Source organism: Dongia sp., assembly GCF_041909655.1.
Taxonomy (GTDB): domain Bacteria; phylum Pseudomonadota; class Alphaproteobacteria; order Dongiales; family Dongiaceae; genus Dongia.
In genome coordinates this window covers 232,006-254,119 of record NZ_JAYRDA010000004.1, presented here as the reverse complement: position 1 = coordinate 254,119, position 22,114 = coordinate 232,006, and the positions used below count along the sequence as shown (strand labels likewise).

Below are 22,114 nucleotides of genomic sequence, written 5' to 3'. Positions count from 1 at the left end.
ACCTGCCGCATCGCACGCGCATTTTTCCTTCCATAACAGGGTCGTGATCGGCACGCCAAGGCGATGCGGGAACTTGCCGCACGGCCTTGGCGTTGAGTGCTGACTGCCGGCCGATCGTGCCGGCGGGTTAAGAAATGGAGGAAGCCATGAAAGCGTTAGCGCCCGTCGGCATTCTTCTGATGCTGACCCTGTCCGCTTGCGGCAGCAGCACCGGTGACCGCGCCCTCTCCGGTGCCGGGATCGGTGCGGCAACCGGCGCCGTCGGCGGCGCCATTATCGGCAATCCGGCCGCGGGTGCGGTCGTGGGTGGTGCTGCGGGTGCTGCTGCTGGCGCTCTTACCGACGAAGAGCAAATCAATCTCGGCAAGCCGTGGTGGCGCTGATGGCCGCCAGCCTCGCTTGCTGAATCTCATTTAAGCGTTCGACAAAGGAGTCCCTGACATGCTCGGTACAATCCTTCTGGTTCTGTTGATTCTCCTGCTTCTGGGTGCCATTCCCACCTGGCCTTACAGCCGATCCTGGGGCTATGCCCCGAGCGGCGCTGTTCTGCTGCTGCTGGTCGTGATCGTCGTGGCGGTCTCGACCGGCCATATCTGAGGGCCGCCCAGATAGAAAAAAGCCCTCCGGCAGGGGAGTGCCGGAGGGCTAGTTCTGGGTAACGTACCGACGCTTACTGGAAGAGCGCCGCGGTTTTCTGAAGCGTGATCCAGACGCCCCACAGAATCGGCAGGCCGACCGCGGCCCAGGCGAGAAGCGCCTTGCCGTCGAGCCCGCCCTTGCCGATACCGAAGGATCCGCTGCGCTCCGATTGCTGCGCGGCGGCATTCTTGGCCTGCAAGGCGGCGACTTCCGCTTCGGACATGAACCACTTCTCGGACAGCGGTTTCACGAAGGCATTGGCGACAAGGCCCAAGGCCAGCATGCCGCACAGGATATACATCGTGAAATCGTAGACCTGCTCGCGGGGAATGCCCGCATTGATCTGGAATTCACGGATGTAATTGACCACGACCGGACCGATGATGCCCGCCGTCGCCCAGGCCGTGAGCAGCCGGCCGTGGATGGCGCCCACGAATTGCGTCCCGAAAATATCGGCAAGATAGGCCGGGATGGTCGCAAAGCCGCCGCCATACATCGACAGGATGATGCAGAAGATGGCGACGAACAGCACCTGGCTGCCCATATGGGCGGCGCTGGGGGCGAGGGCATAGAGCGCGATGCCCAGGATGAAGAATGTATAGTAGGTGTTCTTCCGCCCGATCCGGTCCGACAACGAGGCCCAGAAGAAGCGACCGCCGATATTGAACAGCGATAGCAAGCCGGCAAAGCCGGCCGCGATCGCTGCGATCGCGGTCTTCTGCGAATCGTCAAGCTGGGTGAAGGTGAGGTCCGGCAGGCCGATGAGACGCCCGCCGAAGATCTCCTGCAGCATCGGAGAGGCCATGCCGATGACGCCGATGCCGGCCGAGACGTTGAGGCACAGCACTGCCCAGATCAGCCAGAATTGCTTGGTCTTGTGGGCATTCTTCAGATGCACATGCCGCGTGGTGATCATCGTCTTCTGCGAGGCGGCCGGCGGATTCCAGCCCTCCGGACGCCAGCCGGCGGGCGGGATGCGGTAGCCGAAGGCGCCGCACAGCATGAAGCCGAGATAGATCGCCGCCATGACGAAGAAGGTCTGCCACACGCCGACCGAGGTTTCGGTCTTGAAATGCGTCATCAGCATGTCGGCGAGCGGAGCGCCGATCATGGCGCCGCCGCCGAAGCCCATGATGGCCATGCCGGTCGCCATGCCGCGGCGGTCCGGGAACCATTTGATGAGCGTCGAGACCGGCGAGATATAGCCGAGGCCCAGGCCGATGCCGCCGATGACACCGGCCCCCACCCACATCAACCACAATTGATGTGTCATGACGCCGAAGGCCGCGATGGCGATGCCACCGCACCAGCAGATCGCCGAGACGAGACCGGCCTTGCGCGGACCGACACGTTCCAGCCACCCGCCCCAGAGCGCTGCGGACGAGCCCAGCAACACGAAGAACAGCGTGTAGATCCAGCCGAGATCCGCGACCCGCCAATTGCATTCGGTCGTGAAGAGGGCCGAGACCAAAGTGAGCTCGCTGCAGGCGGCCAAAGGTTCGCCGGGAATGGCACGACTGAGCGGCAGCCAGAACACGCTGAAGCCATAGGCCATGCCGATGCAAAGATGGATGGCGAGAGCGGCCGGCGGCACCAGCCACCGGTTGAAGCCCGGACGGGCGATGATGCGTTCCCGGTCGAGAAGGCCGGGCCCCCCGAATCCGCCCGCATAGGTTTCGCTTGCTGAAGACATGATCACACTCCTCCCGCACGCCGTGCTTGTTGCCGGCGGCCTTGTTGTTGTTTGCGTGTGCGTGCGGAGGGCGCCGAGACAGACTCACCGGCACGGTTGATGTCCGCCCGGTCTGGATTTTCTGCAACGATCTCCCCTTCGATCGCAAAAGAGGTGATGGCAAGCAGCGTGCCAAGAGACAGGGCCTGTGATTTCAGATGGTTATGACGTGATTGATTTGAAAAATGGACATTCTGTCCATGGGGTCGGGACAATCTGTCTACGAATCACTGAGCTTGGGGCAGCCAGATTTTGAAGACTGTTCCATGGCCCGGCGTGCTCTCGGCCGTGATCTTGCCGCCTTGCCGCGTGATCAAGGTCTGGCAGATCGAGAGGCCCAGCCCGGTGCCTTCATGGCGTTTGGTGGTGAAGAAAGGATCGAACACCTTGGCCAGCAGATCCGGCGCCATGCCGATACCGGTATCGGCGATCTCGATGGCGAGGCCGGCGACATTGTCCCGGTCCTCATCGAAATCGCGCAGGGACAGATTCCCGCCATCGGGCATGGCGTGGATTGCGTTGACGATCAGATTGACGATCACCTGCTGCAATTCGGTGCGGTTCATCAGCACCAGCCGCGTGGCGCGATGGTCGCGCTGGATTGCGATCGCCGCCTTGTTGAGAAGATGCTGCACCAACGGCAGGGAATCCGTTACCACATCTGCGGGCGCATGGCGCTCGACGAAACCCGCGTACTCCTCGGGCTTGGCGAATTGTAGCAGCTTGGTGACGATGCGGTGGATGCGGTGGATCTGCTCGTCCAGCAGGCGAAACTCGGTCTTGGCCAGTTCCGCCCGATCCCCCATCAAATTGCGCGCCACTTCCAGATTGCCCTGCATGACGGCGATCGGGTTGTTGATCTCGTGGGCCACGCCGGCGGTGATCTCGCCGATGGCGGCAAGCTTCTCCGACATGATCAATTGCTTCGTGGTGGCTTCGAGTTGCCGGTTGGCAAGGCTGAGGTCGCGGGTGCGCTCTTCGACGCGTTGATTGAGTTCCTCGTTCCAGGCGCGCAATTCCCGGTCGCGTTCCTGAATCTGGTCGAGCAGATGATCGAGATGCAGGGCGACACGGCCGATTTCGTCATGCGCGCCGGCAAGGCCGGTGCGGGCGCCGAGATCGCCGCCTTCCACCTTGGCGATGGTGCCGGTCATGCGCTCCAGAGGCTTGAAGATGTTGCGCGCCCAACGCAGGAAGATGGGCACGCTCGCCGCCGTCACCGCCAGAAAAGCCAGGGCGATGGTGATGAGCGTCGTATATTTGGCTTCGCGGAAGGGTGCTTCCAGAAAGCCCACATAGAGCATGCCGACGCGCTTCCCGTAGCTGTCGACGATCGGCTCATAGGCCGAGATATACCAATCGTTGACCACGAAGGCGCTGTCGAGCCAGGTCTTGCCTTCTTCCAGCACCGTCTGGCGCACAGCCGCCGACACGCGCGTACCCAAAGCACGGCGGCCCTCGAACAGGCGCACATTGGTGCTGATGCGCACGTCATCGAGGAACAAGGTCGCCGTGCCCTGGCTCCCTTCGGGCAGGCTCGCCTCGCGATAGACCAGATCGTTGATCGTATCGATGAAGACTAGGTTCTGATTGAGGAGGGTACCGCCCACCAGAGCGGCGCGACGCCCGTCCTGAAGCGTGATCGGGCTCGCCGAATGGACCACCATGCCCTGGGTCTCGCTGGCGCGCTCGGTTGGAACCGCATTCGGCGTCGGCACCAGTTCCAGCGTGGCTCGCCGGGCAAGGTCCGGCGAGATCGCGGCAAGATCGACATTGGCGAAGATATCGATGGCGGTCAGCGGGCGGCCGGACAGAGCGGCGGCGATCACCGGCCGGTCGATCGGCAGCGATGCGGAGGTGGCGGGGGCACCGGCAAGGACCTGGCCGGCGGCATCGATCAAGATCAGGAAATCGATTCCAAGCTCCTGGCGGCTCGTCTCCAGGAAGATCGGCAAGGTAGTGCCACCTTGCGCTGCTGCCTCCCGAAACCGGACGGATCCGCCCAGCGCATGGATATGCTCGCCAGTATTCTCCAGGATGCGTGACAGATATTGATGAGCGATGGTGAGGTCGCCATTGACCTTGGAGATCAGCAGCGAATCGAATTTGTCGTTCCAGCGAAAGACGGCGATGCCTAGGAGCAGCGGCAGGATGACCAGTGTGGGCAGCAAGGCGATCGCCAGCAGGCGGTAGCGGACCGACCGGGTCGGCCGCGGCAGTGGCTGGCGCGGATCAGACATTTCGCCCCGTTACACGTTCCAAAGCGCACATTTGCGGTCGATGGTCTTGCGCGAGATGCCGAGGCGACGGGCGGCTTCGGCGCGGTTCCCGCCGCATTCCTGCAGTACGCGCATGATATGGCGCCGCTCGGTTTCCTGCAGGCTCTCGGCCTGGCCGTCATGATGGGCGCGGAATTCGTCGGGGATTTCGCCCAGGATCAGCGAGCGCTCGATGAGATTGCGCAATTCGCGCACATTGCCCGGCCAGTCATAGCTGGCAAGTGCCGCGCGCACCGCCGCGTCGATCGGGACCGGCGGCATGCCCAATTGCTGCGACAGCTTGTGCATGAACAAGGTCGCCAGTTCCTGCACGTCGTCGCCGCGATTCCTGAGCGGCGGCAGCCGGATCTGCATGACGTTGATACGGTAGAAGAGATCGGCGCGGAAACGGCCCTTCTCGACCTCGGCGGCCAGATCGACATTGGTGGCGAAGATGAGGCGCAGATCGACCGAGATCTCGCGTTCCGACCCCACCGGCCGCACGCGCCGCTCCTCGATCACGCGCAACAGCTTGCTCTGCATCGCCAGCGGCAATTCACCAATCTCGTCCAGGAACAGTGTGCCGCCCTGGGCGTGCAGGAACAGCCCTTCGCGCGTTGCCGAGGCGCTGGTAAAGGCGCCTTTGAGGTGGCCGAACAATTCGCTCTCGATCATCTCGGGCGGAATGGCGGCGCAATTGATCGGCACAAAGGGCTTGTCGGCACGCTCGGACAAGGCGTGGAGCGAGCGTGCCGCCACTTCCTTCCCCGTGCCGGATTCGCCGGTGATGAGCACCGAGGTCGGCAAGGGGGCGACGCGTGCGATGGTGTCGCGCACCTGGGCGATCGCCGGCGATTGCCCGATCAGCCGGTCGCGCAGCAGGACCCTGTCGGAACTGGCGCGCAATTCATAGCGCAGCACATAATTTTCCCGCTGCAACCGCGTGCGGTCGAGGCAGCGGGCGACGGCATTCAGGAGCTGGTTGGAGCGGAAGGGTTTCAGGATGAAATCGACTGCGCCCGCTCTTAAAGCACGGATCGCGGTTTCCAGATCGGCATAGGCGGTCATCAGGATCGCATTGGCGAAGAAGCCGATGGCGCGTTGCTCGGCCAGCCAATCGACGCCGTTCTTCCCCGGCATGATGTTGTCGAGAATGACCACATCGAAATGCTGGGCATCCAGCTTGCGGCTGGCCTCGTCGGTATCGGCGGCAACTTCCAGGTGCTTGCAGCGCGGCCCCAGCGTTCGAGAGAGGAAGTTGCGCATGCCCGGCTCGTCATCGACCACCAGGATCGATGCCTGGGCCAGCCAGGGGCCGAATTCCGGATCCGCTGTCGCGTCCGGCAATTTATATGCTTCTTCGGCTGTCAAGGTGCCCCGCCCAGTTTTGATCTGCTTTTGCGCCATTCAATAGCGGAAGTGGGTGGGAACGCAACGAGGCTTTCGTCGATAGCCGGTCAGAAGGCTGCGCGCGAATCCTTGCGGGCCAACCGGGCCAGCAGGTAGTCGATCTCGGCTTTGGCTGCCACGCTGAGGATGCTTCCGGGCTTCCGCTGCGCATCGCTGGCGATGGCACCGCGCTTCTGCAGGATGTATTTGCGCACGGCGAGACCCAAGCCCGGCTGCTGCTCGTAGCGAATGAGCGGCAGATGTGCGTCGAAGAGATCATGCGCGGCATCGCGCTCGCCATCACGATGCCATTTCACCAGATCGACCAGCATTTCTGGGAAGGCATAGCCGGTCATGGCGCCATCGGCGCCGCGCCCCATCTCGAAATCCAGGAACAGGGCGCCGTTGCCGCACAGGATCGAGACCCGCCGCATGCCGCCGGATTCTTCAAAGGCGCGCAATTGCGAGATCTTGTCGAGACCTGGCCAGTCTTCATGCTTCACCATCACGCAAGAGGGGTTTTCGGTCACGATCCGGCGAATGACGTTGGGTGACATGACGACATTCGTCACCAGCGGATAATCCTGCAGCACGAAGGGAATGTCGCTGCCGATCGCCTCTATTGCCTGGGCGAAATAACCCACGATCTGATCGTCGGTGCGCAACGACCCGGGCGGCGCGATCATCACGCCGGCTGCTCCCAGTTCCATCGCCTGCCGCGCCAGCGCGCACATCCCGGCAAAGCCCGGTGCCGAGACGCCGACGATCACCGGGAGGTTGGTGCGTGCCATGACCCGGCGGACAATCTCGACCGATTCCTCTGGCTCCAGTTTCGGCGCCTCGCCCATGATGCCAAGGATGGTGAGCCCATCCACGCCGCAGCCCAGATAAAAATCCGTCAGCCGGTCGACTGACGGCAGATCGAGCCGCCCATCGGGATGGAAAGGCGTCGCCGCGATGGCATAGACGCCGCTGGCCTCGTTCAGCCGGCTTTTCATGACCCCTTCTTCGCGGCTTCGTAGCGCGCCTTGGTTTCGGCATTCATCGGATAGAGGCCGGGAAGGGGCACATCGCGGCCGACTTCCTCCATGATCCAGGCCTCCATGCGCTCCTGTTCCGGCGCCTCGGCCAGCACCGCGTCGAGGAGTGCCGCGGGAATGAGAACTGCGCCGTCATCGTCCACCACCACGATGTCGTCGGGGAAGACCGCGACGCCACCACAGCCGATCGGCTGCTGCCAGGCGACGAAGGTAAGGCCCGCCACGGAAGGAGGTGCCGCGACGCCGTCGCACCAGACCGGCAAGCCCGTGCCGAGCACACCAGCCACGTCGCGCACGACCCCATCGGTGACCAAGGCGGCGACATTGCGCCTGGCCATGCGGGCGCAGAGGATATCGCCGAAAATGCCGGCATCCTTGACGCCCATGGCATCCACCACCGCGACCACACCTTCCGGCATGGCCTCGATCGCGGCACGGGTTGAAATAGGTGAACTCCAACTGGCCGGTGTTGCCAGATCTTCGCGTGCTGGGACGAAGCGCAAGGTAAAGGCCGGGCCGACGATGCGCTTCTGGCCGGGCTTCAGCGGCTTGGTCCCGCGCATCCAAACATTACGCAGGCCCTTCTTGAGCAGGATGGTGGTCAGGGTGGCGGTCGAGACCTGCTGCAGCGCGGCGATGACGCTCGAATCAAGGGGCATGCGCGGGAGTTCCTTCGAGGTGACGGTCAAAACCTGATTTTCCGCTCCGAGGAGACATAAGAAAATATCGACATATCTATCGTCAGAAGATAGATTTTCTATCCTTATGGAAACGCGCTTTCTCGAAGATCTCATCGCGGTCGCGGAGCTGGGCTCGATGGCCGCCGCTGCCCGCCGCCTGGGCGTCACTCCGGCGGCGGTGGCACAGCGTATCCGGGCGCTCGAGCTGGAAATCGGCGCGCCGTTGATTGCACGCGCGGGCCGTACGGTCCAGCCGACCGAGGCCGGGGCCGCCATTCTGGCCCGCAGTCGGGACGTCCTCCGAAATGTGCAGGAAATGCGGGCCGTGGCGGCGGGCGAATCCCTTGCCGGCGAAATTCGCCTCGGCGCCATCTCGACCGCGCTTACCGGCCTGTTGCCGGGCGTGCTCAAACACTTCGTGGCCGAGGCGCCGCAGGTCGAGCTCTATGTCATGCCCGGTACCTCGGTCGAACTCTATCGCCGTGTCAGTGACGGCGAACTCGATGCCGCCATCCTGGTGCAGCCGCAATTTTCTCTGCCTAAAACCTGTGTCTTTCAAATGCTGCGGCGCGAGCCGCTCGTTGTCCTGGCACCACGCCGGATGAAGCGGACCGATCCCCATGACATCCTGCGCCACGAGCCATTTATTCGCTACGACCGCAATCACTGGGGCGGACGCCTTGCCGACGCCTATCTGCGCCGGATTGGTATCCGGCCCCGCGAACGTCTGGAACTGGATGCGCTGGAGGCGATCGCTGTCATGGTGAGCGAGGGACTGGGCGTTTCCCTGGTGCCCGATTGGGCATCACCCTGGCCCGCCGGCATCGCCGTCAGGAAGATCGCCTTGCCGGCACCCGTGCCGGTACGTCACGTTGGGCTGCTCTGGCGGCGCGCCTCGCCGCGCTTGCGCCTGGTCGAAGCCTTGCGGTCAGCCATGGCTGCGCAGAAGGCGTCCTAACGCGGAAGGATCGCAGGCAGGCAAATGGATTATCAATATTGTGTCATCGGCGGTGGTATTGTCGGCCTGGCGACGGCGCTGGAACTGGCCTCGCGGGATCCCGGCGCCCGGATCATCCTGCTGGAGAAGGAAACCAGCTTCGGGCAGCACCAGACCGGACACAATAGCGGCGTCATCCATGCCGGCATCTATTATCAGCCGGGTTCCCTGAAAGCGAAATTGTGCCGCGCCGGCGCCGAGGCGACCAAGCAATTCTGCCGCGCTCACAAGATACCGTTCGAGACCTGCGGCAAGCTGTTGGTGGCGACCACCGATCTTGAGATGACGCGCATGACGGCCCTCGAAGAGCGCGCACGCCAGAACGAGATCGGCTTCGAGCCCGTCTCCGCGGCGCGGTTGCGGGAGATCGAGCCGATGGTGAGCGGCAAGGGGGCGCTGCTCATCCCGGCCACCGGCATTGTCGATTACCGCCGGATCTGCCTTGCCATGGCCGAGAAGCTGGCGATGTCCGGCGTTGTCTTGCGTCTGGGCGCCAGGGTCGTCGTGATCGATGAAGATGGGACCGGCGTCAGTGTCGTGACCGAAGACGGGGAAAAGATTCGAGCGGCGCGGCTGGTCGCCTGTGCCGGCCTGCAATCGGATCGACTGGCGCGCCTTGCCGGTCTTCCGGCCACGCATCAGATCGTGCCGTTCCGCGGCGAATATTACACGCTGCCGCCGGCGAAATCCGCCATCGTCAAACATCTCATCTATCCGATCCCCGATCCTGATCTCCCGTTCCTGGGCATTCACCTCACCCGGATGATCGACGGCCGCATCACTTTGGGGCCGAATGCGGTGCTGGGCTTTGCCCGCGAAGGTTATCCGAAGGGCAGCATCCGGCTGGGCGACGTGGCGGCGATGGCGGGCTTTCCGGGGTTCTGGAACATGGCGCGCAAGAATCTGAAATCCGGCCTTGTCGAGTTCCGCAATTCGCTCTTCCGCGCCGGCTATCTGGCACAATGCCACAAATACTGTCCCAGCCTGACACTTGACGATTTGACGGCGCCTGGGGCGGGTATCCGTGCCCAGGCGATCCTCACCGACGGCACGCTCGTCCATGACTTCCTGTTCATGCAATCGCCCCGCATGCTGCATGTCTGCAACGCGCCCTCGCCGGCCGCGACCTCCGCCATGCCGATCGCCCGGATGATCGTCGACAAGCTGGGGTGACATTCTCCTGCGGGGGCGCTAGGACAACACCGCCACACATGCAGCGCGGAAGGATGACGATGTGAGCGACGACAACCCGATCAGCGCCCTGCTTTCCCGCCGCTCGGTCGCCGTGCGCCGCTTGGGGGGCCCCGGCCCCAGCCCGGCCGAACTCGCTGGCATTCTCGCGGCGGCCACCATGGCGCCGGATCATGGCGCCCTGCGACCCTGGCGCCTGATCGAGATCGGCGCCGGTGCCCGTGCGGGGCTCGCGGATATCTTCGTCGCCGCCAAGCGCAAGGCGCAACCCGAACTGACCCAGGCGGAGATCGACCGCGAGCGCGACAAAGCGTTACGACCACCGGTGCTGATCGCGCTGGTGGCCCGGCCGAGGAAAGACCATCCCGTGGTCACGGCCGCCGAACAGATGGCGACGGCGGGCGCTGCCATGCAGAACATCCTCATTGCCGCGCATCTCCTGGGCTATGGCGCCATCATCCTCAGCGGTGCGCGCTGCCAGGACCAGGATATCCGCACGCGGCTTGGCATCCTGCCGCCGGAAGAATTCCTCGGCTTCATCAGTATCGGCTCGATCGTCGACACCCCGCTGCTCAGCCGGCGCCCGGACCTCGCCGACATGGTGACCCGAATCGACCGGCTCTGAGAGCGTCCGCCCACGATTGCCGGCCCATGACATCAATTTGCCGTTTTTGGGAACCAGGCTGCGATCGACACGTTATTAAGCCGCCTATCCCCCCAATCGACCCAGCAGCGGAAATCATGAAGCAAGCGACGACAGCAGGCCGCGCCGCCACCCTGTTAAACGGATTAGCGTCCGGGATTCTGGCCGCGTTGGGAATCTTTGGCTTTGCCTCAGCCGCCGGGGCCGAGGAGGGCGGGCGCCTCACTCTCATCGAGGAGAATGATTCGATCGTTTTCCCGACCGACCGCTATTACACCCAGGGCTTCGCCTTTGCCTATCTTACCGGCGATGTTGATGGCGACAGCATCTGGGACAGTCCCTTTTCCGGCCTCGAAAGCCTGGGGGCCTTCGGTACGCCTGAAGCCGAGTCTTCCCGGCGGTATGAATTCATCTTCGGCCAGAGCATTTTTACCCCGGAAGATACCGATCGCAGCAATCCCGATCCCGACGACCGGCCCTATGCCGGCTGGCTCTATGGCGGTATCGGGTTCATCCAGGACACCGACCGGCGCCAGCTCGATCATCTGGAATTGCTGGTGGGCATCGTCGGTCCGGGCGCGCAGGCGCGTCCGGCGCAGAACGACTGGCATCAATTCATCGGTGTCGCCGATGCCGAAGGCTGGGATTATCAGCTCGATAACGAGCCTGGCGTGATGCTGAGCTACGGCCGCAAATGGCGCTTCATCCAGCCTTTGGCCGGCGGCTTCGCAGTGGACGCGATCCCCGAACTCGGCGTCACCGCCGGCAATGTCATGACCTATGGCGAGGCTGGCGGCATCCTGCGCTTCGGGCGCAACCTTGAGGCCGATTACGGTGCCCCGCGCATCCGCCCGGCCTTGTCGGGTACCAGCTATTTCAACGGCGACTACCTCGAAGATCCCTTCGGCTTCTATGTCTGGATCGGTGCCCAGGGCCGTGCCGTTGCGCGCAACATCTTCCTCGACGGGAATACCTTTGAAGACAGCCGCGACGTCGACAAGGAAATTCTGGTTGGCGACATTTCCGGCGGCGTCGCGCTGTTCTGGGATCGCTCGATCAGACTCGATGCGGGCTTCACCTACCGCACCCAGGAATTCGAAGGCCAGGACGATGAGGCGAAATTCGCCAACGTCAATCTCTCGATCGGCTTCTAGCCTGTGTGTGTCTGTCGCACGCTGCCACGGGCGCGCAGGGTAAAGCCGACATCCACCTGCCGCTCTGCTGGCCGCTCGCCCGTCTCGATGATCCGCATCACGATTTCGGCGGCGCGTCGGCCCATTTCATAACGCGGCGTCGCGACGGATGCCAATGCCGGCGCGGTGCTGGCGGCGAATTCCAGGTCATTAAAGCCGACGATCGACATTTGGTCCGGCACCTTGATGCCGCGCCGCTGGCATTCGAACAGCACCCCCAGGGCAAGGAGGTCGTCGCAGCAGAAGACGGCCTCGGGTTTATGCCCATCATCCAGCATTTTCGCCAGCAGGTCGCTGCCCGCTTTCACGCTTGTCTGTGCCGGCGTGGTGGCAATGAGATCCTCCGAGAACAGCTTGGCTGATTTCATCGCCGCCTTGTAGCCTTCCACGCGCTCGCGGGCGCGGGCATCCAGGCGCGAACCGATGACGCCGACGCGGCGATGACCCGCGTTGATCAACAGCTCGGTGGCGGCAAAGGCCGCCTGACGCTGGTCGAGACCGACATTGATGTCGATCGGATCGTCGGTGAGCTGGAAGGTCTGCACCACGGGTACCCCGGATTCCTGCAGCAATCTACGCGCATGGGCCGATTGATCGATGCCGACGATGATGATCGCTTCCGGGTGCTGACCCAGCATCGTCGCGATGGCCTTCTCCTCTTCTTCGGTCGAGTATCGGGTCGAGAGGATGAGCACCTGGAAGCCCGCCGGCAGCAGCGTATCGTGGAGCGCATTGATATAATCGGCGAAGACGCCGTTGGTGAGCGAGGAGACGATGACGCCGATCGTATGGGTGCGGGACGAGGCGAGGCGGCTCGCAGCGATATCCGGCACATAGGCCAGTTCGCGCACGGCTTTCTTGATGCGCTCGTGCAGTTTGGGCGAGACCATGTCGGGCCGGCGCAGGGCACGGGAGACCGTGACGGCGCTGACGCCGGCCAGGCTCGCGACATCTGCCAGCGTGGCGCGCTTTCTACGAATGATCCCCTCCCATCGCCGGGCCTTCTGGTCCGGCCTGCTTTTTGGCGGCGTAACCTACTCGCTTGCATAAATAACAGGCAATCGAGTCAATTGACAGCGCTGTCATTTATCTTTATCCCTATTCCCGCCGTGGTGGACAATGAAAATCCGGCGACCCTGCCTTAACCGGCTGGGGGCAGACCGGTCATCCACCCGGGGTTGGGAATTCCAAAACAGAATGACCATCGGCCATGCCGGCAAACGGCAGGCCACCAACGGGAGGAGAAACCATGTTGTCGCCAAAATTCCGGCGGCCGACGCCGCGTCGCCTGACGACGCTGCTGGCCGCGAGCGCTATCACTTTGATCGCCACTGCCACCCTCGCCCAGGCGGGGCCGGAAGTCGTTGCCGGTCCCGGTGCCGAACCGGAATGCTTCGCACCCTGGACCCCCGACACCAAATACTTCCAATTCGCCAAGAAGGAAGGTCCCTACCGGATCGCCCTGGCCAATGGCTTCATCGGCAATACCTGGCGCATTCAGATGATCAAGACCGCCAAGGCCTATGCCGACCAGCCTGAGGTTGCTGCAAAACTGAAAGAGTTCAAGGTCGTCTCGACCGGCGAGGATCTCGCCGCGCAATTGGCCGCGGTCGACAATTTCATCGCCGCCGGCTTTGACGCCATCGTCGTCAATGCGCAGAACCCGGCCGCCTTTACGCCGGTCATCAAGCGCGCCAACAAGGCGGGCGTGGTGCTGGTGGCCTTCGACAACACGCTCGATACCGACGAGGCCATCAATGTGAATGTCGATCAGAAGGGCCTGGGTGTGTACTGGGCCGACTGGTTGATCAAGAACATTCCCGATGGCGGCAAGATCCTCGAAGTGCGCGGTGTCGAAGGTACCTCCGTCGACCGTGATCGGCATGACGGCATCAAGGAAACCCTGGCTGCCTCGGGCAAGAACTGGGAAACGGTCGAAGTCGTCGGTAAATGGGATGACGGTACCGCGCAGAAGGTGGCGGCGGATGCCATCGCCGTCCACAAGAGCTTTGCCGGCGTCACCGTTCAGGGCGGCTCCACCGGTACGGTGCGCGCCCTCATGGATGCGGGACATCCCTTCGTGCCCGTCGGTGGCGAGACCGAGAACGGCTTCCGTAAGCTTTGCAGTGCGCATTCGGGCGAAGGCCTGAAATGCGCTTCTGCCGGGACCGGGCCGGCTCAGGTGGCGGTCGCCATCAAGACGGCGATCGCGGCCCTTGAAGGCCAGGTGGTACCGCAATCGATCCGCTTGCCGCTGGCCAAGGTCGAAGACCCGGGCTTCAAGGATGGCGAGAATTTCTATCAGGATCAGTCCGACAATTTCTTCGTCGGCAATTCCTTCCCGACCTGCGGTATCAATTTCACGGCGCAGGAGATCATGGGCCAATCGGAATCGGATGAATAAATCCGATTGCGGCTAAGGCCACCGCCGCTTCCCTGGCGAAATCCAGGGTGGCGGCGGTGTCGCTGCAAAGAGGCGTGCCGATGATCACAGTTGAACCGATCTTCGAAATGCGGGGAATCGCCAAATCCTATGGCGGCGTCCGCGCGCTGGAAGATGCCAGCCTGCGCGTGGCCCCTGGCCGCATCCATGCGGTTCTGGGTGAAAACGGTGCCGGCAAATCGACCTTGATCAAGATCATGTCCGGCGTGGTGCAAGCCGATGCCGGCACCATGGTGCTGGATGGGCAGGAAATCACTTTCGCGACGCCGAAGGCCGCGAACGCGGCGGGGATCGTTTGCATCTTCCAGGAGCTTTCGCTCATCCCCGATCTTTCGGTCGCCGACAATATCGGCCTTGCCGATCCACCCCGGCGCTTCGGCCTCATCGACCAGCGCGCGCAGCGCCGCTTTGCCGAAGCCGCCCTCGCCCGGGCCGGTGCCGAGGATATTCATCCGCTGGCCCTGGTGCGTGATCTGCCGCTCTCGCGCCGCCAGATGGTGGAAATCGCCAAGGCGCTCGCCCGGCGGCCGCGCATCCTCATTCTCGACGAGGCGACTTCGGCGCTGACCGCGAGCGATGTTGCCAAGGTCTTTGCCGTGCTGAAGCGGCTGCGCGAAGAAGGCCTCGCACTCATCTATATCTCGCACCGGATGCACGAGATTGACGAGCTTGCCGATGACTGCTCGGTCTTCCGCAACGGCCGCCATATCGAGAGCTATCCCGCCGGTACAAAAAGCGGCAATGAGGTGGTCGAATTGATGATCGGCCGCGAATACAGCCACGTCTTCCCGGCAAAACCGGCATCAATCCCCACCGGCGCCAATATGCTGGAGGTCCGTAACCTCGGCTGGGAAGGGCGCCTCAACGATATTTCCTTCTCGGCCCGGCCCGGCGAGATCCTCGGATTGGGTGGCCTCGACGGCCAGGGACAGCGCGAATTGCTGCTGGCACTGTTCGGTGTGTTGCGGGGTGTCAAAGGCGAAGTTCTGGTGGCCGGCGAACGCGCGGCGATCCGCGGGCCGCGCGCGGCCAAATCCGGCGGAAATCCGATGGCGCTCATTCCCGAGGACCGCAAGACCGAAGGCCTGATGCTGCCGATGTCGGTACGCGACAATCTCACATTGCCCTCGCTTGGCCAGCTTGCCAGTTTCGGCGTCATCGACCGCCCACGCGAAACCGATGCCATTCGCCGGATGATGGCACTCCTTGCCATCAAGGCTGCCGATCCCGAGATTCCGGTAGGCGCACTCTCCGGCGGCAACCAGCAGAAGGTTGTTATTGCCAAATGGCTGATGCTCGCACCCCGGATCATCTTGCTCAACGACCCAACCCGCGGCATCGATGTCGGCACCAAGCAGGAAATCTATCAATTGCTGCGCAAGCTGGCTGACGAGGGTGCGACGATCCTGTTTTATTCGACCGATTACGACGAATTGATCGGTTGCTGCGACCGTGTCCTCGTCATGTATGACGGCGCCGTCGTGCGTGAACTCGCTGGGCCTGAGATCACCGAACATGCCTTGGTCAGCAGCGCCTTCAGCCTCGAATCCGGGCAATCTCAGATGGAGCAGGCCAGCCATGGGTGATTTTCGCTATTGGCTGGCCGAGCATCGCGGCACCTTGCTGGCCGCCGCCGTTTTTGTCCTCATGTTCGGCATCTATACCGGCAATCACAATGCCGGTTTCAGTTCGCTGGTGGTGACGACCGCCGCCAACAAGGCCGTTCTCCTGGCACTCGTTGCCATGGCGCAGACGCTGGTGGTACTGACCGCCGGCATCGACCTTTCGATCGGCATGATCTTCGTGCTGGCCAATTGCCTGGCCTCGCAATATGTCGTCGGCGACAGCGTGGAAACCGCCATCGGCATCGGCATCGTGCTGCTGGCGGGAATTCTCTGCGGCGCGCTCAACGGCCTCATCGTCATCTATGGCCGCTTGCAGCCCATTGTGACCACCTTAGCGACCGGGGCCATCTTCTACGGCATCGCCTTGCTGCTGCGCCCGGTGCCGGGGGGCGAGATCAATTACGACCTCGCCGACGCCCTCACCGGGGAATTGCCCGGCGGCATCCCGGCTTCCCTTGTCGTACTTCTCGGCATTGTCCTCGTCATCTGGGTTCCCTTGCGCCGGTCTGTGACGGGGCGCGCCATCTATGCCATCGGCTCCGCCGAGCCCGCCGCCTATATGTCGGGTGTCGCCATCAACCGGGCCCGCATGACGGCCTATGTGATGGCGGGGCTGCTCTCGGCCTGTGGCGGGCTGATGCTGACCTTCGTCACCTATTCCGGCGAGGCCTCCGCGACGATCGGCGGCAGCTATACCTTGAACGCCATCGCCGCCGTGGTGATCGGCGGTGTTTCGCTGTTCGGCGGGGCTGGGAGTGCCATCGGCGCCATTTTCGGGGCCTTCGTCCTGCGCACGATCGGCGATCTGCTGTTCGTGTTCGATTTTGATCCCCTCTGGCAGCCTTTGTTCCAGGGTGTCATCCTCCTGGCGGCCGTGACGCTGGGATCGCTCCGGCTGCTCCGCGTCAAGAACCGGCTGGACCTGTTCGGATGAGTGTGCAGCCGATGACCCTGTTTGCCCCGAAGACCTGGCTGAAGCGCGCCGACAAGCCGGTCCTGGCGGCCTTCGGCTGCATTATCGTCCTGCTGCTGGTCGGCAGCCTCTATTCGTCGAGCTTTCTCTCGCCGGAATACCTGCTGCAGCAATTGCAGGTGGCATCCTTCCTGGGCCTCATCGCCACTGGCATGATGCTGGTGATCCTCCTCGGCCAGATCGATCTCTCCGTGCCCTGGGTGGTGACGGTGGGCGGCATGATGTCGACCGCCGCTGCCGGCTGGGGTGGCATGGGCGAAACGCTGGCCATTCCCTTCGGCATTCTCTGCGGCCTGGGCTTTGGCCTCATCAACGGCATCGGTGTGGCCTATCTGCGCGTCCCCTCGATGATCTTCACCCTCGGCATGAACGCCGTGGCGCAGGGGCTGATGGTGCTCCGTACCGGCGGTTTTGCCCCTCAGGATCATTCGACGGACGCCATGCATGGGCTTGCCACAGGCCGCTTCCTGCTCAATATCCCCAATGCGCTCTTCGTCTGGATCGCCATCGGCGCCGCCACCGTCTTCCTGCTCCGACGCACGGTGCTCGGGCGGGCCATCTATGCGATCGGCAACCGGGAACGCGCGGCCTATCTCTCCGGTGTGCCGACACAGCGGGTTATCCTGTTTGCCTTCATGGCGTCCGGTGGGTTGTCGGCCTTTGCCGGGGTGCTGCTGGCCGGCTATTCGACCAAGGCCTATCAATCCATGGGCGACCCCTATCTCCTGCCGGCGGTGGCGGCGGTGGTCCTGGGTGGCACCAGCATCCTGGGCGGGCGCGGTTCCTATCTCGGCACGGTGGCCGGCGTCATCCTCATCACCCTGCTGCAATCGATTTTGTCGGTGATGCAGATGCCCGAGGCCGGCCGCCAGATCATCTATGGCGCCGTCATCGTCGCGATGCTGTTGATTTACGGGCGCCAAGCCCGCCAATCCTAGCGGCCCAAATCGCGCAATATCGCGGCCAGGATATCTTCCGGGCGGTTGCCGATATCGACTCGGATGGCATCGGTCGGCGGCTCCAGTGTGGCCAACTGGCTGGGCAACAGGGTGGGGGGCATGTAATGCCCCCGTCTTCCCCCCAGGCGCGCGGCGATCAGATCCGCCTTGCCGTCCAGGAAAACCACATGGCCCGGCTCGCCCGCCTGGGCGAAGAGACGCCTACGATAGCTATCCTTGAGGGCCGAACAGGCCAGGACGACCGGGCGGCCAGCCAGCCGATGGGCGGCGATGGCATCGCCGATCGCCTCCAGCCAGGGCCAGCGATCGGCATCTTCAAGCGGGATACCGCTGGTCATTTTGGCGACATTGTCGCGGGAATGGAAAGTATCGGCTTCCAGGAACTCGGCCGAAAGCGCCGCCGCCAGCATCCGGCCGATGGTGCTTTTACCGCTGCCGCTGACCCCCATAACCAGTACGATCATGAAACGCATTCGCCTCGCTAGCGCCCGGATCGGCAATCTACAACTTATCATGGCCCCAAGGCCATACTCGCTATGGTGCCAATGCCGCGACCAGCAATGACGCAGGCCCACCATCCCTGGTCGTTGGAGGGCCATTCCGGCGCTATCCGCCAGCAGGGGTATTGTGCAAAGGGGGGTCGGCGGGGTAGATCGGAACAGCCCTTCTCGACATAGGAAGTAGCCAGAATGAGATACGAGCGTCCGACAACCCTCAAGGCAGCGGCGCAATTGCTGGCCAAGGAAAAAGGCAAAGCCTTCATCCTCGCCGGCGGCACCGACCTCTTGGTCCGCCTCCGCACCGGTTTCATCGAACCGGATCTGATCATTGACATCAAGGAAACCAGCGGCGCCAAGGCGATCCAGAAGACCGCCTCGGGCTTCAAGATCGGCGCCGCCGTTTCGGGAGCGGAGCTCGGCGAGAACGCCGCCTTGAAGAAGGCCTGGCCGGGTGTGGTCGAAGCCGCCAATCTCATCGGTTCGAAGCAGGTGCAGGGCCGCTGCACCATGAGCGGCAATCTCTGCAATGCCTCGCCGGCGGCGGACAGCGTCCCGGCGCTGGTGGCGGCTACTGCCAAAGCCGTCGTCGTCGGCCCCAAGGGCAAGCGCACCGTTCCCGTCGAGGAAATTCCGGTCGGCCCCGGCCGCACTTCGCTCAAGAAGGGCGAAATCATCGAAAGCCTGGTGCTGCCCAAGCGGCCGCCGAAATCGGGCGATGCCTATCTGCGCTTCATTCCGCGCACCGAAATGGACATCGCCGTGGTCGGTGTGGGCGTCAGCCTGACCCTCGATGGCAAAGGTGTCGTCACCAAGGCGCGTGTGGCCCTGGGGGCGGTCGCGCCGACCGTGCTGCTGGTGCCGGCCGCTGCCAAGGCGATCATCGGCACGAAGATGGACAAGGCGGCGCTCGATGCGCTGGCGGCGGCCTGTTCGGCGGCCTGCAATCCGATTGACGACAAGCGCGGCACGCGCGATTTCCGCATCAAGGTCGCCGGGGTTCTCGCCCGCCGCGCCGCTATGATTGCCCGCAAGCGGGCAGGGGGTAAGTAAATGTCCGGGATTACAGTCAACACCAAGATCAATGGCGATCCGGTCGAATTCATCTGCGAGCCGGACGAAACCCTGCTCGACGTGCTCCGCAACCGCCTGGGGTTGACCGGCGCCAAGGAAGGTTGCAGCACCGGCGATTGCGGCGCCTGCTCGGTCACCGTCGATGGCCGCCTGACCTGTTCCTGCCTGGTGCTAGGCGCCGAAGTCGAGGGCCACAATATCGGCACCATCGAAGGCATGGCCCATGGCGAGGAACTGCATCCGCTGCAGAAAAAGTTCATCGAGCATGCCGCCCTGCAATGCGGCATCTGCACGCCGGGCTTCCTGGTGGCCGCGAAATCGCTGCTCGACAAGAACCCGGATCCTACCGAAACCGAGATTCGCTTCGGCCTTGCCGGCAATCTCTGCCGCTGCACCGGTTACGACAAGATCGTCCGGGCCGTGCAGGATGCCGCCAAGGACATGCGCAAATCCGCCAGCCGCCCAACCAGCCGCAAGGGGGCCTGATCATGCCGCTCGATAACGCACCCGATTCAAAACGCAAATTCAACGTCGTCGGCACGCGCCCCGCGCGCCCGGACGGCATCGACAAGGTGACCGGCCGCGCCAAATTCGGCGCCGATGCCACGGCGCCGGGCCAGCTTGTGGGCCGCATCCTCCGCTCGCCCCACGCCCATGCCAAGATCAAGAGCATCGATACCAGCAAAGCCGAGAAGCTGGCCGGCGTGAAGGCCGTCATCACCCGGGACGATTTCCCCGACCATACCGATGGCGACAGCGCGCTTTACGACACGATGTACAACATCATGGCGCGCGAAAAGGCGCTCTATGAAGGTCATGCCGTGGCCGCCGTCGCGGCGACGACACCCAGCATCGCACGCCAGGCCCTGAAGCTGATCAAGGTCGATTACGAAGTGCTGCCGCATGTGACCGATGTGGACGAGGCGATGAAGCCGAACGCGCCGCTCCTTCACAAGAAGATGTTCACCGACGGCATCGATCCCAAACCGACGAAGCCCTCCAACATCGCCCGCCGCTTCGAATTCGGCCATGGCGATGTGGAGGAAGGCTTCAAAAAGGCCGACATCATCGTCGAGCGCAGCTTCAAGACCGAGGCCACGCATCAAGGCTATATCGAGCCGCATGCGGCTCTCGCCAGCATGTCGCCGGACGGCAGTGCCGAGCTCTGGTGCTGCACCCAGGGTCACTACATGGTGCGCGATGTCTGTGCGCGGATCCTCGGCATCGACATCTCGCGCCTCCGCGTCACGCAATCCGAAATCGGTGGCGGTTTCGGCGGCAAGACGACCGTCTTCATCGAACCGGTGGCCCTGGCACTCTCCAGGAAGGCCAACCGTCCGGTGAAGGTGGTGATGACTCGCGAAGAGGTCTTCAAGGCGACCGGCCCCACCTCCAGCACCTCGATCGATATCAAGATCGGCGTCACCAAGGACGGCCTCATCACCGCGGCCGACGGCACCTTCCGCTACCAGGGCGGCCCGTTCGCGGGATGCTCGCCGGCGGAATTCGGTGCCATGAGCGCCTTCGCCCAGTTCCACCTCGATAACGTCCGCGCCATCGGCTACGACGTTGTCTGCAACCGCCCCAAGACGATTTCCTATCGTGCACCGGGCGCCCCGATGGCGAATTTCGCGGTCGAAAGTGTGATCGAGGAATTGGCGCACAAGCTCGGCATGGCGCCCATCGACTTCCGCATCAAGAATGCGGCGCGTGAAGGCACCAAATCGTCCTACGGCCCGGTCTATGGCCCGATCGGCCTCGGGCCGACGCTGGAAGCGGCCAAGAACCATCCGCATTTCAAGGCACCGCTCGGTCCCAATCAGGGCCGCGGCATGGCGGCTGGCTTCTGGTTCAATTTCGGCGGCCAGTCCTGCGTCAGCCTCAACATTCCGATCGACGGCACCATCACAGTTTCGGTGGGCTCGCCCGATATCGGCGGCTCGCGCGCGTCTATGTGCATGATGGTGGCCGAGGAACTCGGCATTGGTTACGAGCATGTGCGGGCGATCATCGCCGACACCAGCTCACTCGGGCACAACGACGTCACCGATGGCAGCCGCACCACCTTTGCGACCGGCATGGCCTGCATCCTGGCGGCACGCGACGCCATCAAGAAGCTCTGTGCCCGCGCGGCGGCGACTTGGGGCATTCCCGAGGACGCGGTTACCTGGGAAAAAGGCTATGCCAAGCCCGCCGGCGCCAATGCCGGTAATTTCGCCCCGCTCTCCTTGAAGGAAATCGCCGCGGCCTCGCCGGGAACCGGCGGCCCGATCGCCGGCCATCACGAATACTCGGCCGACGGCGCGGGTGTCAGCTTCGCCACGCATATCTGCGATGTCGAGATCGACCCGGAGACCGGTGCCTCGAAGATCGTGCGTTACACGGTCATCCAGGATGCCGGCAAGGCGGTGCACCCGGCTTACGTGGAAGGCCAGTTCCAGGGCGGCGCCGTCCAGGGTATCGGTTGGGCGCTCAATGAGGAATACATCTACGGCAAGGATGGCCGCCTGCAGAATGCGGGCTTCCTCGACTACCGCATCCCGGTCTGCTCGGATCTTCCCATGATCGACACGCAGATCCTCGAGATCCCGAATCCCGGCCACCCCTATGGTGTCCGGGGCGTCGGCGAAACCTCGATCGTGCCGCCTTTGGCTGCTATCGCGAATGCCGTCGCCGCTGCGACCGGCGTTCGCTTCACGCAGCTGCCGCTCTCACCGCCCCGCGTCCTCAAGGGTATCGAGGATGCGAAGGCGAAAGCCAAGAAAGCGGCATGAGGTTCTA

The 22,114-nt window shown here is 63.4% G+C and carries 20 protein-coding genes; 13 read left to right on the top strand and 7 right to left on the bottom strand.

Annotated features, from left to right (window positions below; all coding sequences use genetic code 11):
* Positions 1-146 precede the first annotated feature (146 nt).
* The gene (locus tag ACE3PR_RS10070) at positions 147-383 is read left to right on the top strand and encodes a YMGG-like glycine zipper-containing protein (protein ID WP_374371255.1); all 237 of its coding nucleotides are present in this window, start codon (positions 147-149) and stop codon (positions 381-383) included.
* Positions 384-441: 58 nt separating this feature from the next.
* Positions 442-597: a DUF3309 family protein gene (locus tag ACE3PR_RS10065; protein ID WP_374371253.1), complete on the top strand. Its 156-nt coding sequence runs from the start codon at positions 442-444 to the stop codon at positions 595-597.
* A 73-nt stretch (positions 598-670) separates the two neighbouring features.
* On the opposite strand, the gene ACE3PR_RS10060 is transcribed toward ACE3PR_RS10065, so the two are convergent.
* The 5 genes from ACE3PR_RS10060 to ACE3PR_RS10040 all read right to left on the bottom strand — a co-directional run bounded on the left by ACE3PR_RS10060 (position 671) and on the right by ACE3PR_RS10040 (position 7,717).
* Positions 671-2,332 carry an OFA family MFS transporter gene (locus ACE3PR_RS10060; RefSeq protein ID WP_374371251.1) on the bottom strand — a complete coding sequence of 554 codons (1,662 nt, stop codon included), beginning with the start codon at positions 2,330-2,332 and terminating at the stop codon, positions 671-673.
* A 266-nt stretch (positions 2,333-2,598) separates the two neighbouring features.
* A complete protein-coding gene (locus ACE3PR_RS10055) occupies positions 2,599-4,611 on the bottom strand; it encodes a cache domain-containing protein (RefSeq protein ID WP_374371249.1) in 2,013 nt (670 codons plus the stop codon).
* A gap of 9 nt (positions 4,612-4,620) precedes the next feature.
* Positions 4,621-5,976: a sigma-54-dependent transcriptional regulator gene (locus ACE3PR_RS10050; protein WP_374371247.1), complete on the bottom strand. Its 1,356-nt coding sequence runs from the start codon at positions 5,974-5,976 to the stop codon at positions 4,621-4,623.
* 110 nt (positions 5,977-6,086) lie between these two features.
* The gene (locus tag ACE3PR_RS10045) at positions 6,087-7,016 is read right to left on the bottom strand and encodes a dihydrodipicolinate synthase family protein (RefSeq protein WP_374371245.1); all 930 of its coding nucleotides are present in this window, start codon (positions 7,014-7,016) and stop codon (positions 6,087-6,089) included.
* Positions 7,013-7,717, bottom strand: coding sequence for a ribonuclease activity regulator RraA (locus tag ACE3PR_RS10040; RefSeq protein WP_374371242.1), 705 nt, complete (start codon positions 7,715-7,717; stop codon positions 7,013-7,015). Before ACE3PR_RS10040 ends, ACE3PR_RS10045 begins: the two co-directional genes overlap by 4 nt.
* Before the next feature lie 106 nt (positions 7,718-7,823).
* On the opposite strand from ACE3PR_RS10040, the gene ACE3PR_RS10035 reads away from it, so the two are divergent.
* The 4 genes from ACE3PR_RS10035 (at position 7,824) to ACE3PR_RS10020 (ending at position 11,723) form a co-directional block, all read left to right on the top strand.
* On the top strand, positions 7,824-8,696 hold the full coding sequence (locus ACE3PR_RS10035) for a LysR substrate-binding domain-containing protein (RefSeq protein ID WP_374371240.1): 873 nt from the start codon (positions 7,824-7,826) through the stop codon (positions 8,694-8,696).
* Between the two features lie 24 nt (positions 8,697-8,720).
* Complete coding sequence (lhgO, locus tag ACE3PR_RS10030; RefSeq protein WP_374371238.1) at positions 8,721-9,908, top strand: L-2-hydroxyglutarate oxidase; 1,188 nt, start codon at positions 8,721-8,723, stop codon at positions 9,906-9,908.
* A gap of 61 nt (positions 9,909-9,969) precedes the next feature.
* Positions 9,970-10,551: a nitroreductase gene (locus tag ACE3PR_RS10025; RefSeq protein ID WP_374371236.1), complete on the top strand. Its 582-nt coding sequence runs from the start codon at positions 9,970-9,972 to the stop codon at positions 10,549-10,551.
* Positions 10,552-10,667: 116 nt separating this feature from the next.
* A complete protein-coding gene (locus ACE3PR_RS10020; RefSeq protein WP_374371234.1) occupies positions 10,668-11,723 on the top strand; it encodes a lipid A deacylase LpxR family protein in 1,056 nt (351 codons plus the stop codon).
* Here the strand turns inward: ACE3PR_RS10020 and ACE3PR_RS10015 are convergent.
* The gene (locus ACE3PR_RS10015) at positions 11,720-12,721 is read right to left on the bottom strand and encodes a LacI family DNA-binding transcriptional regulator (RefSeq protein WP_374371673.1); all 1,002 of its coding nucleotides are present in this window, start codon (positions 12,719-12,721) and stop codon (positions 11,720-11,722) included. The genes ACE3PR_RS10020 and ACE3PR_RS10015 overlap by 4 nt on opposite strands.
* Positions 12,722-13,011: 290 nt before the next feature.
* Between ACE3PR_RS10015 and ACE3PR_RS10010 the strand changes: the two genes are divergently transcribed.
* The 4 genes from ACE3PR_RS10010 to ACE3PR_RS09995 all read left to right on the top strand — a co-directional run bounded on the left by ACE3PR_RS10010 (position 13,012) and on the right by ACE3PR_RS09995 (position 17,741).
* Positions 13,012-14,166: a sugar ABC transporter substrate-binding protein gene (locus ACE3PR_RS10010; protein WP_374371232.1), complete on the top strand. Its 1,155-nt coding sequence runs from the start codon at positions 13,012-13,014 to the stop codon at positions 14,164-14,166.
* 80 nt (positions 14,167-14,246) lie between these two features.
* Complete coding sequence (locus ACE3PR_RS10005; RefSeq protein ID WP_374371230.1) at positions 14,247-15,791, top strand: sugar ABC transporter ATP-binding protein; 1,545 nt, start codon at positions 14,247-14,249, stop codon at positions 15,789-15,791.
* A complete protein-coding gene (locus ACE3PR_RS10000) occupies positions 15,784-16,764 on the top strand; it encodes an ABC transporter permease (protein ID WP_374371228.1) in 981 nt (326 codons plus the stop codon). Before ACE3PR_RS10005 ends, ACE3PR_RS10000 begins: the two co-directional genes overlap by 8 nt.
* Before the next feature lie 11 nt (positions 16,765-16,775).
* The gene (locus ACE3PR_RS09995; protein ID WP_374371226.1) at positions 16,776-17,741 is read left to right on the top strand and encodes an ABC transporter permease; all 966 of its coding nucleotides are present in this window, start codon (positions 16,776-16,778) and stop codon (positions 17,739-17,741) included.
* On the opposite strand, the gene ACE3PR_RS09990 is transcribed toward ACE3PR_RS09995, so the two are convergent.
* The gene (locus ACE3PR_RS09990) at positions 17,738-18,226 is read right to left on the bottom strand and encodes a gluconokinase (RefSeq protein WP_374371224.1); all 489 of its coding nucleotides are present in this window, start codon (positions 18,224-18,226) and stop codon (positions 17,738-17,740) included. The two genes, ACE3PR_RS09995 and ACE3PR_RS09990, sit on opposite strands and share 4 nt — an antisense overlap.
* 225 nt (positions 18,227-18,451) lie before the next feature.
* Between ACE3PR_RS09990 and ACE3PR_RS09985 the strand changes: the two genes are divergently transcribed.
* Genes ACE3PR_RS09985 through ACE3PR_RS09975 form a run of 3 tightly spaced genes read left to right on the top strand, consistent with a single transcriptional unit; the run spans position 18,452 to position 22,107 of the window.
* Positions 18,452-19,312 carry a xanthine dehydrogenase family protein subunit M gene (locus ACE3PR_RS09985; RefSeq protein ID WP_374371222.1) on the top strand — a complete coding sequence of 287 codons (861 nt, stop codon included), beginning with the start codon at positions 18,452-18,454 and terminating at the stop codon, positions 19,310-19,312.
* Entirely contained in the window at positions 19,313-19,819 is a 507-nt protein-coding gene (locus ACE3PR_RS09980) for a (2Fe-2S)-binding protein (protein ID WP_374371220.1), read from the top strand. It abuts the gene before it with no gap.
* A gap of 2 nt (positions 19,820-19,821) precedes the next feature.
* Positions 19,822-22,107 carry a xanthine dehydrogenase family protein molybdopterin-binding subunit gene (locus ACE3PR_RS09975; RefSeq protein ID WP_374371218.1) on the top strand — a complete coding sequence of 762 codons (2,286 nt, stop codon included), beginning with the start codon at positions 19,822-19,824 and terminating at the stop codon, positions 22,105-22,107.
* Positions 22,108-22,114: the final 7 nt, after the last annotated feature.

What these genes read in the sequence shown, in the direction of transcription:
- ACE3PR_RS09990 (WP_374371224.1), bottom strand. Translation starts at nt 18,226, where the DNA reads ATGATCGTACTGGTTATGGGGGTCAGCGGCAGCGGTAAAAGCACCATC.
- ACE3PR_RS09980 (WP_374371220.1), top strand. Translation starts at nt 19,313, where the DNA reads ATGTCCGGGATTACAGTCAACACCAAGATCAATGGCGATCCGGTCGAA.
- ACE3PR_RS09985 (WP_374371222.1), top strand. Translation starts at nt 18,452, where the DNA reads ATGAGATACGAGCGTCCGACAACCCTCAAGGCAGCGGCGCAATTGCTG.
- ACE3PR_RS09975 (WP_374371218.1), top strand. Translation starts at nt 19,822, where the DNA reads ATGCCGCTCGATAACGCACCCGATTCAAAACGCAAATTCAACGTCGTC.
- ACE3PR_RS10055 (WP_374371249.1), bottom strand. Translation starts at nt 4,611, where the DNA reads ATGTCTGATCCGCGCCAGCCACTGCCGCGGCCGACCCGGTCGGTCCGC.
- ACE3PR_RS10070 (WP_374371255.1), top strand. Translation starts at nt 147, where the DNA reads ATGAAAGCGTTAGCGCCCGTCGGCATTCTTCTGATGCTGACCCTGTCC.
- ACE3PR_RS10045 (WP_374371245.1), bottom strand. Translation starts at nt 7,016, where the DNA reads ATGAAAAGCCGGCTGAACGAGGCCAGCGGCGTCTATGCCATCGCGGCG.
- ACE3PR_RS10020 (WP_374371234.1), top strand. Translation starts at nt 10,668, where the DNA reads ATGAAGCAAGCGACGACAGCAGGCCGCGCCGCCACCCTGTTAAACGGA.
- ACE3PR_RS10010 (WP_374371232.1), top strand. Translation starts at nt 13,012, where the DNA reads ATGTTGTCGCCAAAATTCCGGCGGCCGACGCCGCGTCGCCTGACGACG.
- ACE3PR_RS10035 (WP_374371240.1), top strand. Translation starts at nt 7,824, where the DNA reads ATGGAAACGCGCTTTCTCGAAGATCTCATCGCGGTCGCGGAGCTGGGC.
- ACE3PR_RS10000 (WP_374371228.1), top strand. Translation starts at nt 15,784, where the DNA reads ATGGGTGATTTTCGCTATTGGCTGGCCGAGCATCGCGGCACCTTGCTG.
- ACE3PR_RS09995 (WP_374371226.1), top strand. Translation starts at nt 16,776, where the DNA reads ATGACCCTGTTTGCCCCGAAGACCTGGCTGAAGCGCGCCGACAAGCCG.
- ACE3PR_RS10065 (WP_374371253.1), top strand. Translation starts at nt 442, where the DNA reads ATGCTCGGTACAATCCTTCTGGTTCTGTTGATTCTCCTGCTTCTGGGT.
- lhgO (WP_374371238.1), top strand. Translation starts at nt 8,721, where the DNA reads ATGGATTATCAATATTGTGTCATCGGCGGTGGTATTGTCGGCCTGGCG.
- ACE3PR_RS10005 (WP_374371230.1), top strand. Translation starts at nt 14,247, where the DNA reads ATGATCACAGTTGAACCGATCTTCGAAATGCGGGGAATCGCCAAATCC.
- ACE3PR_RS10060 (WP_374371251.1), bottom strand. Translation starts at nt 2,332, where the DNA reads ATGTCTTCAGCAAGCGAAACCTATGCGGGCGGATTCGGGGGGCCCGGC.
- ACE3PR_RS10040 (WP_374371242.1), bottom strand. Translation starts at nt 7,717, where the DNA reads ATGCCCCTTGATTCGAGCGTCATCGCCGCGCTGCAGCAGGTCTCGACC.